Genomic DNA, 15,448 nt, shown 5'->3' on the forward strand with positions numbered 1-15,448 from the left:
CGAGCCCGAGCGCGAAGCTCGAGGACTGATGCCTGTTCCACGGCGGATGAGACCCTGCAGTCTCGACGGGTCCGAACAGCCGACGCGATGGGCCACTTCTTCAAACGGGAGCGTCGTGGTGTCGATTAGCTCGATGCGCAAGCAGCGGCAGGGTTGTGGCGGAAAGGCTTCTGTAGAAGTATGCGGCGACATCTCGATTTGGCGGAGACGAAGGACACGCGATGATCTTACCGTTTGAGGATACGGCTCCGTCCGGCGCCGAGCTAACACCGTATGACGGCGCACATATGAAACTCTACATGCGCCTTCTCGATGCGGAGGCAGATGGAGCGGACTGGCGCGAGGCTGTGCTCATCCTCTTCGGCATCGATCCTGTGCGGGAGCCTGACCGCGCCAAACGTGTTCATGACAGCCATCTCGCGCGTGCTCGATGGATGATGCACACCGGCTATCGCCACCTCTTGCGCCGATCCGCAAACTAGATTCTGCTTCCTCGTGATGCCGCTGGTGCATCACGCGATGCATCGGCCGCGGCTTCCACTCCAGATTGCGAATCGGAATTGTTGTTCGCTCTCCATTCGTCTTGTCGGCGAGGAGCTAATGAATGAGGCCGGATGCATCCCAATGGCGTGTCGTCCGTCTCTGGACGATCGCGCCCTCATAGCGCCGGATGGCCTGAGGGTCGGTGCCTTCGCCGTTCATGAAGTGCGGGTCTTGTCCGAACAGCTCGTTCATGCTGTAGCCGGACAGGTCGACGAGCGCCTGGTGGCAAAATAAATCCTGCGGGGCGGCCTCCATTGCGCTCCCTGAGGTCATTCACGAAGGTGCGGAACTCGCCTGCGCGGGATGCAACGTACCACTCGGAACATGGAGCCGCTTCAAGGAGCGTATCCGTCAAGTGGTTCTCAGCAAGGTCGAGAGTAGTCGGGCCTCTCCGGAGAGAGCCAGCAGCGACATTCCGATTGATAGGCTAAATCCGCCCATTCGCTGACTTAGGCTTGAAAAAGCCGCCTCGGCGGGCGGCGTTGACGATCAGTGGGATGGGTCTAGGATCGGGGCGTGATGTTTTCCGTAAGGGCATCGCAGGTGCCCTGGCGGCGGTTTGGAAGAGGCCTCGGCTGAGGCGCTTTCGTTATGCCATGTCCTCTGCCCTACAGTTTTCTGAGACACCCTGTAAGCGGACGGGATCCGCAGAAGGGTGACGATGATGACAGAGATGATGAAGGAAGCGGCGGGTCCGGGCCGCGGTGGACGCATGTCGCGCCAGCGCAAGCGCGAGGCCGTTCTGCGGCTGCTGCGCGGCGAGGATCTGGACACGGTCTCGCGCTCCCTGGGCGTGACGGCCGCCACCCTCAGCGACTGGCGCGTGGCCTTCCTGGCGGCCGGCGAGGCGCTGGAGACCGAGCGGCTCAAGGCCCGGCTCGGCGAGGTGCTGCTGGAGCGTGAACTGCTGGAGGCCAAGATCGCCGGGCTGGAGAGCGGCCGCCCTTTAGCCCAGAGGAGGTCGAGGCGATGAGCCGGACGATCTCACCGAGCAGCGGCCAGCCTTATGGCCTGGCCCGGGTCTGCCGGATCTGGCGGGTGGCCCGGGCAAGCGTCTACCGCCATGGCAAACCGCAGCCGGACCGGCAGCGCCGTGGCCCGGTCGGACAGCTGTCCGATCTGGAACTCACCGCTCAGATCCGCTCCGTCCTGGCGGCGAGCCCGTTCCATGGTGAAGGCCATCGGAAGGTCTGGGCCCGTCTGCGCCTGAAGGGCATCCGCACCTCGCTGCGGCGGGTGTTGCGGCTGATGCGCGAGCATGACCTGCTGGCGCCGTCCCGGACAGGCCCGCCACGCGGTCCACGCAACCACGATGGCACGATCATTCCGGAGACCATCGACACCCTGTGGGGCACCGACATGACCACCGCCTGGACCAGCGAAGGACCCGCCGCCGTGTTCGTGGCGGTGGATCAGTACAGTGCTGAGTGCGTCGGCATTCACGCCAGTCGCCAGGGCACGCGCTTCGAGGCTCTCGAGCCGCTGCGCCAGGGTGTGCGTGAGCACTTTGGCGGCTTTGCTGAAGAGATTGCTTCAGGTCTGTCGGTCCGGCACGACCATGGCAGCCAGTACATGTCGCGGGCGTTCCAGGATGAGCTGCGCTTTCTCGGGATCGCGAGCTCGCCCGCTTTCGTGCGGGCGCCGGAAGGGAATGGCTGTGCGGAGCGGTTCATCCGCACGCTCAAGGAGAACCTGCTGTGGGTGCGCTGCTTCGAGACCATCGAGGAGATGCGCCAGGCGCTGTTGGCCTTCCGGGAGAGCTACAACTCCACTTGGCTGATGGCCCGGCACGGCTTCCAGGCCCCAGCCGCCATTCGGCATAAGCAGCTTCCAATCGCGGCACTCGCCGCGTAGGCTTCAACCCGGTGTCTCAAAAATACGGGCGGTACACATGCGATCTGGGATCAGGCAGACCGCGAGATGATTGCGCCGACGCGCCGTGCCCTATTTGTGCCATTTGTCTCTTTCAGCAAATCAGCCAAGTCTCGATCTGGGTGTCTTGCATCCATAGCTGTCGGCGGGCCCAGGACGGGCACGGATGAACTGCCCTCCTGGTCTTGCTTCTGCCGTTGGATGACGTCAGAGCGCTGCTCGAGCCAGTCGTCTCCAGCACCTTGAGCATCTCGGCGGGAACAGGGAGGAGCAGGTCCCCGCGATAACGATTTCGCAGTACCTGTCCAATGTGCTCAATGATGTATCTTGGAAGGTATGGCGCGCTTTGATCATCCGCGCGGCTATGCCTTCGGCCTTCATCCGCCCCCATATGCCCATCTCCGTCACCGTTCATCGGCGGCTTTGTCAGTTCTCGCGGACTGAACTCGTGACGGAGGAACGTGGTTTCACCGGAACCGTGCGGCAAAAAACTGCGCTCAGAGGAGCTCACTTTCGCGCCTGCAGGAAGAGAGCCTGCCGACTCCTACTCTGTTGCTTGTCAGTGCTGCTGTGCCCTCGCCGTCAGGCATCCTACCCGGTCTCGTCGAGCACCTTGCGGACGGCTGCGAGTGACAGGCCAAAGTGCTTGGCGACCTGACCCGGAGCGACCCCAGCCCCAAGAGCGGCCCGCACAGCCTTGCGTTGCCCCTCCTGCAGAGGCGGCAAGGACTTGCTGGATCCACGACGCCTGTCTGGCTTGGCAGGTTGAGGAGCAAGCCGATCGAGCGATAAGCGGGCTTGGCGTACCGCCGCGGTCAGTTCCGGCCGCTGTCTCTTCCCCGCTTCAAGACGGCCTCGCACCTCCTCCACAAGATGCTCGAGGCGCGCTGCCAATTGAGCGTCAGACAAGCTGGCAAGCCCCGACGATTGGGCAAAGGCTGACCCCGCCTCTGACGGTGTCGGGACGGTGAGTGTGACCTCGAACAAGTCGAGGGTTCTGGGGGAAGATTCCTTGTGCGGCATAGGCTGTATATGGGCATTCGGCCGCCCTGATCCAAGCTTGGCGGGTGTTCGTCACACGGTGGTCAGAGGCATCCGAGCGCTGCTGGCTGCGGTGGTTCGGGCTCATTTCCACCACTTCACGAACCCGTCCGGGGTCAGCTCGATCTCAGGCTTCGGCATTGTCCGCTGACCCTTGCGTTCCACGGCCTTGGAATCTCGGATTCTCCTGGACGCCTTTGGGATCGTGGGATCATCCAGGGGCTGAGTTTGGGCGATCGGCTCCGCGGAGCCGGGCGTCTTACTGGCCGTTTTACGGATCTTCCGCGCCGGCGGTGCGCCGTGCGTGTTGGCTGTTGGAGCAGCGGGTGCCGGACGGGACGGAACGACTGTCTTGCGTCCCGCCACCTTTGTGCTGGTTCGCTTTTGTCCAGCGCGGGCCACTGGCTCGGGGACAGCAGGCGTAGCGCCATGGCCAGGGATCGCGTCTCCGGGTTCCGCCATGTCCAAGCCAAACAAAGCCGAGATGTCGGCCGTCTCCAGGACCTTTCCGGCGTCGGCCGGCCGACTTGCGATTGGCAGCGCCGTGTCAAGGTCGGCCACCAGATCCTTCTCGTCCACCGCACGCAGCCGGAACAGAAGCTCGGGCGCCTCGTCGAGCCGGGCGCCAACGCCATACAGCACCGCGGCAACGTGCTTGCACATCGAGGCTCCATCCGGGCAGGTGCAGGAGAACCGGATATCCGACGGCTTGGGGAACAGACCTCTGTCCTGGCGACAGATCCGCTCCATCACCCCCTTGGAGAACCGGCCTTGCAGCAGTTCGACCAGGGAGTCGATGCCCCCCGCGCAATCCGCGCAGATCGACCGCCACAGTGTCGGCGCCAACGCCGTGATGCTGACGCTGACCTTGTAGATTGACGATCCACTGACCCTCGCCTTGATCTCCAGTGGTGAGATCTGAAGGTCGATCACCGCACCATTACGAACATAGGTCCGGCCGCGCGGCAGGCGGTTGTCGAAATCGCGATAGCTCTCCAGGTTGTCGCACCACGCCTGGCCCCAGAAGGTCCGGGCAATGGTGCGCCCCGCCAGGAGAATGGGGGCGACCGGGTGCCCTTTCTTGCGCAGCTTCTCGATCTCGCGCGCGGCTTGCTTCCGGCGCTCCGCCACCGGAACGTAGCGGGGCCATCCGTCCTCAAACTCTGGAGCCATCCACCTTACTCCGCCACGACCGATTTCAGATCGAGAGCCACCATGCGCAGCAGATCCTCGTCCTTCATCTCGGTCAGATTGATCTCGTCTCCACCAGCGAGCAGGTCATCCGATAGGCCCCTCTTCGCCTCGATCAGTGCGTCGATCTTCTCCTCCACTGTACCCTGACAGACGAATTTGTGGACCAGCACGTTGTTCTTCTGGCCGATCCGGAAAGCCCGGTCGGTGGCCTGGTTCTCGACCGCCGGGTTCCACCAGCGGTCGAAGTGGACGACGTGAGACGCCGCGGTCAGTGTCAGCCCCGAGCCGCCCGCCTTCAGGGACAGGACGAAGAACGGCACGGTCTCGTCCTCCTGGAAGGTTCGGACCAGCGCCCGGCGGTTCTTGACCGCGGTGTCGCCGTGCAGAACCAGCCCGCTCCGGCCGAAGATCCCGCCCAGATGTGCCGCCAGGGGCACCGTCATTTCGCGGAACTGGGTGAAGACCAGCATCTTCTCCTGGCGGGTAGCGACCACCTCGGCGATTGCGCGCAGGCGAGCCCACTTGCCGCTGTCCGCCTCGGCCCACTGGCCATCGTTGAGCCACTGCGAGGGATGATTGCAGATCTGCTTCAACCGCATCAGCGTCGCCAGCACGAGGCCTTTGCGCCGGATCCCGTCGGCATCCTGCAAGGCTGCGACCAGGCCCGTCACCGTCTCGGCATAGAGGGCAGCCTGCTTGCGGCTTAATGGGCACAGCGCCTTGACCTCCGTCTTGTCCGGCAGGTCGGTGATAACAGTCTTGTCGGTCTTCATCCGGCGCAGGATGTAGGGCCGGACCAGATCACGCAGCGGGCCATAGGGGTTGTGCGGTCGCTCCGCCAGGGCCTTGGTGGTGCGGCCGAACTCCTTGGCGCTGCCAAGCAGGCCGGGGTTGATAAAGTCGAAGATCGACCACAGGTCGCCGAGATGGTTTTCCACCGGCGTTCCGGTCAGGGCGATCCGGGCTTCAGCCTGCAGGGCCTTGGCGGCGCGCGTCTGCTTGGCGTTAGGGTTCTTGATCGCCTGCGCCTCGTCGAGCACCACGAAGCGCCAGGACGCTGTACCCAGCAGCGGCAGACGCAGCAGCGAGCCATAGCTTGTGATCACCAGATCCAAGGCGGACAATCCCTCCCCCGTCATCTGATTGAGGTCTTCGGCCGACGTCGCCGAGGGATGGACGATCTTTGCGTTCAGCCCGGGGGCGAAGCGCTCGATCTCCGCCGCCCAGTTGGCCAGCAGCGATGCCGGAGCCACCAGCAGGCTCGGCGTGCGTTCAGTGCTCTTCCGTTTCTGGATCAGCAGCAGTGACAGGACCTGGATCGTCTTGCCCAGCCCCATGTCGTCGGCCAGGCAGGCGCCAAGGCCAAGCCCGCTCAGGAGGTGGAGCCATTCGACACCCGCCTTCTGGTACGGCCGCAAGCGTCCCTTCAGGGCGGGGCCCGGATCAACACCGGCACCGTCGGGGTTGCGCAGCGCCCTCAGCGTCTCAGTCAGCCACGCTCCGGCCGTGATGTGCGACCAGTCGGCACCTGCGGCGGGCTCGTCGTCCCCGGTGGCCTCAGTGCCGGCCAACAGGCGCATGGCCTCGGCAAAGGTGAGCCCCTCCTGTTCGGCGAGCTCCTGCACCTCCTGGAAGCGGCGCATCGCACGGTCCAGACGCGGACGGTCGATCTCCACCCATTGGCCACGCAGCAGCACCAGCGTCTCGGTCCCGGCAAGCAAGGTGGCCATCTCCGCGGCGGTGAGCGGCTCACCCTCCAGGGTCACGTCCATATGGAAGTCGAGCAGAGCCTCGAGGCCGGTCCCAGACGGCGGCCGGGCGCCAATCGTGGCGGTGACCTGCGGGCGTGACGGGCGGCCCGCGCGCCAGTGCGCGGGCAGGCGTACGACCACGCCGGCGCTTTCCAGGTCGGGCACGCTGGTCAGAAGCCGTGTGGCCTCGGCCGGGCTCCAGCGGAGCGGATGAAAGATCTCCCCGGTCTCGACCATGGCCTTGAGCCAACTGACGCGCTCCGCTGCCCGCTGCACCGGCACCAAGAGCGACAGCAGCTTGTCTCGATCGGCCGCGCCGGCGTATTCGCGCAGGGCCTGGCTGAGCGGCACATGCTGGGCCTTGGCCTGGGCCGACAGGCGCGTGGTGTAGGTGGCCAGGAAGGCAAAGGGCCGTTCTGGGTCGCGGCGGTTCTCGGCCAGATTGAAGTGAACGCGGCCGATCAGGTTCCAGGCCGGGTTCAGTGTTTTGAGGAACGCTTGCAGGTCAGTGCCGGCTGCTGTGAACGACGCGGCAAACGCGGTGCCAAGGTCGACCCACAGCCCACGCAGGATATCGGAGGTCAAGTATTCCGCCCCTGGCATCATCGGGGCCGTCAGAACGAGCGTTGCGAGTTCGGCCTCGGGCGGCGGGGCAACGGTGGGCAAGATCGCGGTGGATAGCCCCTCTCCTGCTCCGCCCGACCCATGAAGACAGACCGCCTCCACATAGCGGACAGCGAAATCGCGCCACCAGTTGAGGGCGGGGGGCAAGGATCGGCCGATCTCGCCCGCTCCGAGTTGTAACAGCCCGTACCCGGTGCCACGGGCAAAGGCCCTGGCCAGCCGTGCCGCCACGGTGTCATCCAGGGTGGGCGCGTCGTTCGCCTCCTCCAGCAGGAGGTGCCCACGCGGTGTGAGACGCAACTGGATCCGGGGCATGATGGCTGAACGAGCTCCGAAGTGTTTCAATCCGCACTGCCCGTTTAACAGGAGCCGCAAGACCCACTGAACACGGCTGAGGGCCCTTCACAAGTAGCACGAGAATTCGCCGGGCCGCCGGTGCCGATCTGGTCCGGACCGCTGCCATTCCGCCTGATCGGGCACCACTGAAAGGAGCATGGCACCATGGCTCACGGGGATACCATAGATCCCCATGCTCCCCTTCTCGTCCCATCGGCATCACCCTGTCGCGACATGATCGTCCTGTCCCTCGGCCGGTGTCTCGGAGGCACGTCGCAGGATCCCGCGCCGCCGATCATACAGGGGCATGATTCTATCTGGTGCCACTGCGTCCGGCCAGAAGGTAAAGCCAGCGTGCTGCTGCAGGAACGGATCCCGTCCGCAACCCGGGACCAGGCATTCCCGCCTGCCCTTCGGGCACTGCGAGAAGGAGCAGAGCCGGCCGCGATAGGCGTTCACCTCTCCTTGCAGGATGAAGATCTCGACCTGATGGTGAGCAATCCCGATCTGCTTTTCCTTGAACAGTTGGTGGAGGGCCAGGCTGCGGGCCCGATTGAGGGTCGGGAGCGGGTCCAGGCGATCGAGCCACACCGCCAGATCGATATCCTTGCATTCGTGCCAGACCGGAACGTCCCAGTATCGGAAGGGCTGAAAGCGCGGCACCTCTCGCCACAACGGCCGGGCAACCGAGCCGATCAACGCCACCGCCTCGACCTCGGCCACCCCGGCGAGCGCGGCCGTCACGGCATCAGCCGCCAGGCGAAACTGCGCCTGCCGGTCCAGCATCTGGCGGTCCTGTGCGGCAATCTCCCGGCGTGTGGGTCGTCTCATGGTCAAAGCCGTTTCAATCGAGCGTCGAAACGGAGAATGGGGATCGGAATCGACTCCAGCCGGGTCGAGATCGAGCCCTCTGCCGTAACTGGGGCATTTTCGGGGGCAGGGATTGAACGAAGCCGCTGACGCGGCATTTGGTGCCCGGGGATGCGGATGATGCTTCTGTTTTGAAGGGTTGCGGCTGGTGAAGCGCAATCCCGGAACAGGAGATCAAGATGGTCGAGATGAGCCCTCTGCGCCGTCGCATGATCGAGGACATGACGGTCCGCAATCTGTCGCCCGCCACGCAACGATCCTACATCCACGCGGTAGCGAAGTTTTCGCGCTATTTCGGCCGGTCCCCGGCTCGGCTTGGCCTGGAAGATGTCCGCGCCTTCCAGGTGCATCTGGTGGCGAAGGGGATCTCATGGTCGGCGCTGAACCAGACGGTCTGCGCGCTGCGGTTCTTTTACGGCGTGACACTGGGCCATGCCGAGATTCCGGAACGGATTGCCTATGCGCGCTTGCCCCGCAAGCTGCCCGTGGTGCTGAGCGCGGATGAGGTTGTCCGGTTCCTGGAGGCGGTGCCCAGCCTGAAGACGCGCACCGCGCTGACCACGGCCTATGCGGCGGGCCTCCGTGCCTCCGAGACCGTCGGCCTGAAGGTCGGCGACATCGACAGCGAACGCGGTGTCATCCTGATCGCGCACGGCAAGGGCGGCAAGGACCGATACGTCATGCTGTCGGCGCAGCTTCTGCGCATCCTCCGGGTCTATTGGCGGCTGGCAAAGCCCAACGACTGGCTGTTTCCCGGTCGTGACGCAACCGCGCCAATCGATGTGCAGGTTCTCTATGCGGCATGCCGCTCGGCCTGTATCGCCGCCGGCATCGACAAACGCGTGACGGTCCACACGCTGCGGCACAGCTTCGCCACACATTTGCTCGAGAACGGAACCGACATTCGCATCATCCAGGTTTTGCTCGGTCACAACAATCTGTCGAGCACGGCACGCTACACGAAGGTCTCGAACGGCCTTATTCGCCGCACGCAGAGCCCGCTCGACCGTCTGAGGCTGGAGGTTGTTCCCCCAAACTGAGCCGGCGTCGTCATGTCGGCAAGACTGGAGGTGGCGGACATCATGCGTCGCCACGGCGAGGCCTATCGGCAGGCCCAGGAGGGGCATCTCGGGCGGGTCGAGCGCCGCACGATGAGCGCGATCGAGCTGTGCCGGACAGCCGCTCTCGGGGGCCATCTGGAGGGATGCCCATCATGCAGGACAATCCGCGTCTCCTACAATTCCTGCCGCAACCGGCATTGCCCGAAGTGCCAAGGACAGGCCTGTCGGGATTGGCTCGCGGCGCGGCAGGGTGACCTCCTGCCGGTTCCCTATTTCCACGTGGTCTTCACGCTGCCGGCGCCGATGGCCGGCATCGCGTTTCAGAACAAGGCCGCCGTCTATTCCATCCTGTTCAAGGCCGCGGCTGAGACGTTGCTCACCATCGCCGCTGACCCCAAACATCTGGGGGCGGAGATTGGACTCGTCGCGGTCCTGCACAGTTGGGGCCAGAACCTGCATTATCATCCGCATGTCCATTGCATCGTGCCGGGCGGCGGCCTGCCGCCTACCGGCTTCGGGCGTCGATCCGGGGCCGCGCAGTGGATTGCGTGCCGGCCCGGCTTCTTCCTGCCCGTGCGGGTCCTATCGCGTCTGTTTCGTCGGCTGTTTCTACAGGACCTGCAAGCCGCCTATGACGCGGGCAATCTGAGCTTCTTTGGCGACCTCGCCGGACTGATGGCGCCCGCCGCGTTCCGCCGCCGGCTGGCAGAGGTCTGTCATGTCGAATGGATCGTCTACGCCAAACCGCCCTTCGGTGGCCCCGGGCAGATGCTGACCTATCTCGGCCGCTACACCCATCGCGTCGCCATCGCCAATTCTCGGCTTGTCCGTATGGCCGACGGCAGGGTCTCGTTCCGCTGGAAGGACTATCGTCATCGCGGCAAGGTCAAGGTCATGACGCTCGATGCCCACGAGTTCATCCGGCGCTTCCTGCTGCACACCCTGCCGGACGGCTTCCACCGCATCCGACATTACGGCTTTCTCGCGAATGGCCATCGCGCCCAAAAGCTGGAACTGTGTCGCAGACTGCTGACCATCACGGCGCAAGAGAGCGCCGCCGACACCACGCATGATCGGCCCGCCGCAACTCCGGCCAGCCGGTGCTCCTGGTGCGGCCGACAGATGGTCACGTTCGGCATCTGGCGATGTGGGGAGGTGCCTCGCCGTCCCGTCTGGAGCGACAGTTCATGAGAGGATCAACCGCTTGCAGCATGGCAATGACCGAGCCGACTGCCATGTGCGCCGGCCTGCATCTGTTTGCACCCCGTCCCGGAGCGGGAAAGATCCGGGTGCTCTCCGGTGACCGGGCCGGCCGTATTCAACGCGATCATCGGCACCGGGCCGTCGCCGTCGGCACCATCGGGCACACGGATCGCGTTCCACATGCGGTCCGTCCGGCCCTCGTCGAGCACCTCACCTCACCAACCAGCCTACAATCCCCATAGCGCCATCCCCGTCTCGCGGCTTCGCTCAATCCGGCTTCAATGAGGTCCTTCCGGATGAGGGCCTTCACACGTTCCGTCGCGACCGGACCTCACAGAACCCTCCAGATTCCGCCAAACGGGCATTCGTGATTCAATCCAGGCATGAGCGCGCCCAGTGGTTCCGCCCAGCCCCTGTCCCAGAAGGCCCTGCGCCAGCTGGTCTCCGATCTGGCCGGCAAGATCGATCGACTGGAGCAAGAGGTCGAGCAACTGCGCCTCGACAACAGCAACCTGCGCCTTGAGAACCAAGCCTTGAGGGACGAGATCGCCCGGCTCAAGCACCTGCCACCGCGCCCGCCGTTCAAGCCCTCCGGCATGGACAAAGCCACCCAGGCGCGCCCAGCTGGTTCAGGCTGGCGTCCCGGGCGCGGCGCCAAACGGGATCGGGTCACCCGCGAGGTGACGATCTCAGTCGAGGTTCCACCCGGCTCGCGCTTCAAAGGCTACAAGTCGGTGGTGCGCCGGGACCTGGTGCTGGTCGCCGAGGTGGTGCGCTACAAGCGGGAACGCTGGCTCACGCCGGAGGGCCAGACCCTCATCGCGCCGCTGCCGGCGGGGATCACGGGCGGGTTCGGACCCGGCGTGCGGCGGTTCTGCCTCGCTCTGCACATGCAAGGCCAGGTGACCACCGAGCGCCTGACCGATCTGCTGAACGGCATTGGCCTGTCGATCTCGAAGCGGGAAGTCGTGCGCCTGCTCACCTCAGATCTGGAGCTGTTCGAACAGGAAGACCGCGCGATCCTGCAAGCAGGCCTGACCGCCTCGCCGTACCTCACCGTCGATGATACCGGTGCGCGCCATGCCCGCCGTCCTGCGGTGACCACGCAGATCGGCGGTGAACGCTTTTGCGTCTTCCGCACCAGCCGATCAAAATCGCGCCTGAACTTCCTGTCGCTGCTGCGGGGTGGGTGCGAGGACTACGTCGTCAACGAGGCCGCCCTGAACTATCTGCGCCGGCAGCCGGTCGAGGCCGCCGTGATCGCCCGATTGACGAAGCTCCAGGGCAGAGTGTTCAGCTCGCAGATGGAGTGGTGGCAGCATCTGTTGCAGTGCTCAATCAACATCTTCGACCGACCCCTGCTCCAGACGCTGGACGAAGCTGCCACCTGGGGTGCGCTCCGCCATCACGGGCTGATGGAAAACACGGTCGTGGTCTCTGACGATGCGGGGCAGTTCCGGGTTGCTACGCATGCGCTGTGCTGGGTTCACGCCGAGCGCCACCTGCAAAAGCTGATGCCGGCCTCGCCGAAGCAGGCCCAGGCGGTGGAGCTGGTCCGCGAGGCGATCTGGTGCTTTTACCGCGGCCTGAAGCTGTGGAAGCAAAGCCCCGCACCGGGGTGGGGAGAGGGCCTTCCGGCAGCAGTTCGACAAGATCTTTGGTCTGCGCACGGGCTACAAGGAGCTCGACGAGTTGCTGGCCCGCCTGGCGCGGCGTAAGGCCGAGCTGCTGCGGGTGCTCGAGCGGCCGGAGATCCCGCTGCACACCAATGCCTCCGAGAACGACCTGCGGGCCTGGGTCATCAAGCGCAAGATCTCCGGCGGCACGATAAGTGCGGATGGCCGGGTGGCCCGGGATGTGATGCTGGGGCTCTCGAAGACCTGCCGCAAACTCGGACTGTCGTTCTTCGCCTATCTTGGCGACCGGCTCGGCCTGAATGGGGATCAGCCGAGAATTCCGCCCCTTGCCGACCTCGTCGTCCGGTCAGCCTGAGGCCCCCGGCCCCCAAAACTGCCCCGATGACCTAGGAGCCATGATGCTGCCTCATAAGCTAAGCTATTGATGAACAACAGCATAGATGCAAGAACGGAAGCGAAGCAAGGCATCACTACGATGTGACGGATGAGTTCAAGCTGTCTCTCAAGGCTGCATCAGCACCGGGCTGAAATGGTCCCCTGCTCCACTTGGACCAACCGCGGACAGGATCCTCATTGAGCGGCAGTCGAGCCGCTAAACTCTTTGTTCTTAAGCCATTTTTGCCAGTTCTGGGCTGGCTTCTTAACAAAATGACCTGAGAAACAGGTTCCAGCGATCAGATTAAAGTGTTCCGATCAATGTACAAGGGGTCAAGGCAACTGCTTGGTCAGCAACGTACGTAGTAGGGCTCATGTTCCAACTCAAATAATGGCTCGTCAGGGTTGGGATAGCGAGCCAGTTCCAACCACTTGTGCCGGAGGTGTATGCTCTTGAGCGTATACCTCCGGCTCTGCCAGCTCATTATCCGTCTTTCGTTTGCCAGAACGCTGAGCATCTTTGCTATCGAAGGTCCAACTAAGTTTGATCTACAAGCTCCGCACTCGGTACGGTTGTCTCAGACGCACCCTCCCAAATCGCTGCATTTTGCGTCATGCTGATTTTCTCCCATCAGTGGCAGCTACGCGAAGAAGAGCCATGACCATGGGCCCAACCGAGAACTTACCCTCTCGCGCCCTTTCCGTGAGATTTCGCAAGTAACCTCCAGCGCTCACGATCATCTCAGATCGCTGAAGGATCGCGGCAATCACGATTGCGGCGTCTTCATCGCCCATGACAGCACAGGCGTCTTCCCAGGCTGACGGGCTGATCCCCAATGCACCCCTCACCACGCCTGCCGCAGTGATGAGTTCGCGCCAGGTGGAGATTCCCTGCCCTCCCTTGGTGTACATCGCGATGTCCGGACAGGCCTGCAGGACTAGGCCCAAGGAAAAGGCTCGGATGGGAGGCTTGTTGGCTTCAGGCTCTGGCGCCGGAGTTTCTTCCAGCTTCTTCCGGAAGCTTTGCTCAGAATCTAAAAGAGGGTTTGGGTTTGAATTCTGATAGTGACGCTCACTATGAGACTCATTGGCGCTCATATCTTGAGGCTTCAGCTGCGATTTCAGCGTATTATCCACATTGGCCCAGAGAGTCCGCAATTGGGCCGTGATAGCTTCCAGAGCCATGGTTTCGGCGTTGCGGGGCGGCGTCACATTCAAAGCATTGAATCGCGCCAGGAGATCGCTCCATGGGCCAGCAAGGTCCTCCTCGAGCGCTACGGCAATCGTTTTGCCAATATCACGTCGTAGGATGGTAATTTCTTCGCGCAGGAAGTACCGGACTTTCCTCTCGGCTTGCGCTTGCGCGGCCAGACTTTCGAACTCGGCGGCTCGAGCGACCAACGGTGAGAGGTCGAACCCGAAGGCCCGCTCAATTGAGCCCTCCTCCCCTTTCCGGGCATAGCGCTTCCCATTTGGGCTGTCGCGACGGATTACTAGGCCCGCTTGCACGAGAGCTGCCAAGTGGCGCCGCAAGGTCGCCGGAGACATGCCATTAGCTCGGAATGTCAGGGCTTTGTTGGACGGAAACACGATCAGGTCTGACCCGAATTGCAGGGTTGTGTCCTGATGGAAGGTGAGAAGAGCGTTGAGCACGCTCAGGGCCCGATCAGAGATTCCAAGCGCCGTCTTGGCCTCACGGAGGTTATCAAAGACCTTCCATTTTTGGGCGATGGCGTTGGATGGGCAGGACTCGGAAACCGCACGCGCGGCAACCATCGCGAGAGAAAGCGGCCGGCGGCCGAATGGAGTCGTCGACTGATGGGAGGTCATACGTCCCCCCACCTGGTTTGTGAACGGCGTGCTGAAAAATCCATAGTTCGGGCCCTTCTTTGGGCCGCGCGTGTCCGTTCGTAGAGATCGCTTGATCTCTCCGTCGTGAGGCAAAGCACCAGCGTACGGAGAAACGACATCTCCGTTGACACCGGATTCGGTGTATGAGACTCTTCGGGTGTTCGCTGACCGAAGGGTCTCAATCGAATTCTACGGCCTCCGTGAGTTGGCGCTCTCGGGGGCCGTTGCTTGTCCTAGGTCAATCGCGCGGGTTGCTCCTGTCTTGGGTTACGGTTTCGGCCCGGCTTGGCCGAAGGACTCGGCAAGCCGAAGCCTCCAGATTGCTCCACAGTGTCGCTGCGGAAGCAATTTGAATAAAAGAAGCGGACAATTTCAGCAGTGGTTTGCAGAGTAACCTCCTCGACGAGAGACTCCAAAGCATTCAGCTTCAGATCGAGGGCTAGTGTTTTACTCCACGTAGATTTCTTGCTGTTGATGGTGTCCCGAGCACGCGCGAAAGCATCAGGCGCGACGGCGAGGAAGCCGATCGATCCATCTTTACCTCGGCCGGTCGATACGATGACTTTACGTCCTCGTCCCAGACCAAGCATCGCAACATGCCCTTCTTCAAACGATGCGAACTGCATCGTACTCTCCTAATGAGGGCAAAGCGGGAGTGTTCACCGAACCGGTGTCCTTGACACTTAGCTTGTCGGGATGGCATAAAGAGAGGGTGCAAACTACTCTTCAGATGCCGATCCCTCGGTATCTCAAAGGCCCTCGAAGGTGGCACTTCGAGGGCCTTTTGCTTTGCTCAGTTAATTCGTTGTGTTGTCCTCCTTACGGACAAATACCGTCACGAGAGCCTCTTGGATGGCCTCTTGCCTGGTCTTGAAGCGGCCGGTGGCAACAGCTTCATCGAGCGCCGCTCCAACCACTGGCGGAATCCAAACGTTTGTCTCGCGATAGCCCGCCTCCCGACGGGACTTCCGCAAGCGCTGAACAGCTTCCGCCACCTTCACATCCGGCATGAGTCTCATCCAGTTCTCGTGACCTTACGAGTAAAGAACGATTCTCCGTATCAGTGGAGTCGGAATGCAAGATTAATTCA

The 15,448-nt window shown here is 63.1% G+C and carries 14 protein-coding genes and 1 pseudogene; 7 read left to right on the top strand and 8 right to left on the bottom strand.

Annotated elements, in window-relative coordinates; genetic code table 11:
* The first annotated feature begins 221 nt into the window (after positions 1–221).
* Positions 222–482, top strand: coding sequence for a DNA -binding domain-containing protein (locus ACD578_RS29260; RefSeq protein ID WP_404294440.1), 261 nt, complete (start codon positions 222–224; stop codon positions 480–482).
* Between the two features lie 115 nt (positions 483–597).
* Here the strand turns inward: ACD578_RS29260 and ACD578_RS29265 are convergent, their stop codons facing one another.
* The gene (locus ACD578_RS29265) at positions 598–798 is read right to left on the bottom strand and encodes a hypothetical protein (RefSeq protein ID WP_404294442.1); all 201 of its coding nucleotides are present in this window, start codon (positions 796–798) and stop codon (positions 598–600) included.
* A gap of 406 nt (positions 799–1,204) precedes the next feature.
* Between ACD578_RS29265 and ACD578_RS29270 the strand changes: the two are divergent.
* A pseudogene (locus ACD578_RS29270) lies at positions 1,205–2,397 on the top strand (IS3 family transposase).
* A gap of 609 nt (positions 2,398–3,006) precedes the next feature.
* On the opposite strand, the gene ACD578_RS29275 reads toward ACD578_RS29270, so the two are convergent.
* From ACD578_RS29275 to ACD578_RS29290, 4 genes are all read right to left on the bottom strand, one after another.
* Entirely contained in the window at positions 3,007–3,141 is a 135-nt protein-coding gene (locus ACD578_RS29275) for a hypothetical protein (RefSeq protein WP_404294444.1), read from the bottom strand.
* Positions 3,142–3,540: 399 nt separating this feature from the next.
* Positions 3,541–4,629, bottom strand: a complete 1,089-nt coding sequence (locus ACD578_RS29280) for an SWIM zinc finger family protein (protein ID WP_404294445.1) — start codon at positions 4,627–4,629, stop codon at positions 3,541–3,543.
* Positions 4,630–4,634: 5 nt separating this feature from the next.
* Positions 4,635–7,340, bottom strand: a complete 2,706-nt coding sequence (locus ACD578_RS29285) for a DEAD/DEAH box helicase (protein WP_404294448.1) — start codon at positions 7,338–7,340, stop codon at positions 4,635–4,637.
* Between the two features lie 240 nt (positions 7,341–7,580).
* Positions 7,581–8,192 carry a hypothetical protein gene (locus ACD578_RS29290; protein ID WP_404294450.1) on the bottom strand — a complete coding sequence of 204 codons (612 nt, stop codon included), beginning with the start codon at positions 8,190–8,192 and terminating at the stop codon, positions 7,581–7,583.
* A gap of 218 nt (positions 8,193–8,410) precedes the next feature.
* Between ACD578_RS29290 and ACD578_RS29295 the strand changes: the two genes are divergently transcribed.
* The 5 genes from ACD578_RS29295 (at position 8,411) to ACD578_RS29315 (ending at position 12,487) form a co-directional block, all read left to right on the top strand.
* Complete coding sequence (locus tag ACD578_RS29295) at positions 8,411–9,271, top strand: tyrosine-type recombinase/integrase (RefSeq protein ID WP_404294452.1); 861 nt, start codon at positions 8,411–8,413, stop codon at positions 9,269–9,271.
* A 12-nt stretch (positions 9,272–9,283) separates the two neighbouring features.
* Positions 9,284–10,483 (top strand): IS91 family transposase, encoded by a 1,200-nt coding sequence (locus tag ACD578_RS29300; protein ID WP_404294455.1) that lies wholly within the window; start codon positions 9,284–9,286, stop codon positions 10,481–10,483.
* Positions 10,484–10,509: 26 nt separating this feature from the next.
* Positions 10,510–10,737, top strand: a complete 228-nt coding sequence (locus ACD578_RS29305; RefSeq protein ID WP_404294457.1) for a hypothetical protein — start codon at positions 10,510–10,512, stop codon at positions 10,735–10,737.
* A 141-nt stretch (positions 10,738–10,878) separates the two neighbouring features.
* Entirely contained in the window at positions 10,879–12,213 is a 1,335-nt protein-coding gene (locus ACD578_RS29310; protein ID WP_404294460.1) for a cell division protein ZapB, read from the top strand.
* Positions 12,158–12,487 (top strand): transposase, encoded by a 330-nt coding sequence (locus ACD578_RS29315; RefSeq protein WP_404295532.1) that lies wholly within the window; start codon positions 12,158–12,160, stop codon positions 12,485–12,487. Before ACD578_RS29310 ends, ACD578_RS29315 begins: the two co-directional genes overlap by 56 nt.
* A gap of 632 nt (positions 12,488–13,119) precedes the next feature.
* On the opposite strand, the gene repC is transcribed toward ACD578_RS29315, so the two are convergent.
* From repC to ACD578_RS29330, 3 genes are all read right to left on the bottom strand, one after another.
* Positions 13,120–14,337: a plasmid replication protein RepC gene (repC, locus tag ACD578_RS29320; RefSeq protein WP_404294462.1), complete on the bottom strand. Its 1,218-nt coding sequence runs from the start codon at positions 14,335–14,337 to the stop codon at positions 13,120–13,122.
* A 254-nt stretch (positions 14,338–14,591) separates the two neighbouring features.
* The gene (locus tag ACD578_RS29325) at positions 14,592–14,984 is read right to left on the bottom strand and encodes a hypothetical protein (RefSeq protein ID WP_404294464.1); all 393 of its coding nucleotides are present in this window, start codon (positions 14,982–14,984) and stop codon (positions 14,592–14,594) included.
* A gap of 171 nt (positions 14,985–15,155) precedes the next feature.
* On the bottom strand, positions 15,156–15,377 hold the full coding sequence (locus ACD578_RS29330; protein WP_404294466.1) for a hypothetical protein: 222 nt from the start codon (positions 15,375–15,377) through the stop codon (positions 15,156–15,158).
* Between the last annotated feature and the right edge of the window lie 71 nt (positions 15,378–15,448).

Source organism: Microvirga sp. RSM25 (assembly GCF_044784385.1).
In the GTDB taxonomy this organism is placed as follows: domain Bacteria; phylum Pseudomonadota; class Alphaproteobacteria; order Rhizobiales; family Beijerinckiaceae; genus Microvirga; species Microvirga tunisiensis.